The organism is Priestia sp. P5_B4 (assembly GCF_056400385.1).
This window is the reverse complement of record NZ_JBFULJ010001287.1, coordinates 1-794: the sequence shown is the minus strand read 5'-3', so window position 1 is coordinate 794 and position 794 is coordinate 1. Positions and strand designations below refer to the sequence as shown.

Genomic DNA, 794 nt, shown 5'->3' with positions numbered 1-794 from the left:
GGTTTGGATTACTTTTTTATCTCCCAGCAGCAAGGGATGACAATATAATTCAACATTAACAGTTGTCCCGTCCAATCTAAATATGGTTTCCTCAATAAGCTCTGCTGGACGTTCATAAGCAGATTGGATTCTTTTCCTTATTGCTGCTTTAGATGTTTCTTGAAATATATCTAAAGGACTGGCACCTATGATATCTTCCCTTTTTCCTCTAAAAAAATGTTCAGCTGCGTGGTTAACATATATAATCTTATGATTTGAATGAATAATGAGTGGATCTAACGCATATTCAATGACTTCCTGATAATCAATACCCGAAATGTTTTCATTCATAATTTTCACTCCTTAATATGAAGGTTAGACTACTATTTCAAATTTATCAAGGGTTCAATTGCTTGTTTAAGATCTTAAAAAATGATAATAAAGTTTTTTTTGAAGTTATAAATAAGAAATAATAAGAAAATAGAAGATTAAAAGGTCGTCTGTCCTTTACAGAACAAAAATAAAAACAGCCCTTAGAAATGAATTCAAGGGCCCTCTCTGCATTTATTTAAATCATACTTTCTCAGGAGTTAAATCATGGTGTAAGGCTGTATCAGGAACTGTAGGATTAGGATGATTTTTTTTTCATTTCAAACGAGAATTCTTTTTGATGACGAAATATATTAATTCTTCTTTTAGATCATTTACAGAGTTTTATCTTTTCCTCTTTTGCCCTTTACCCTATTCTCATTTGAATGAATCGTTTGATCTCTATTTCTTTTTCTTCTACTAAGAAAATAGATAACAAAACCTAC

General features: G+C 30.7%; 1 protein-coding gene. It reads right to left on the bottom strand.

Going from position 1 to position 794, the window contains the following annotated elements; all coding sequences use genetic code 11:
• A partial coding sequence (locus tag AC1DRF_RS30535; protein ID WP_477742639.1) for a PAS domain S-box protein occupies window positions 1–330 on the bottom strand: 330 nt, incomplete at its 3' end.
• Window positions 331–794 lie beyond the last annotated feature (464 nt).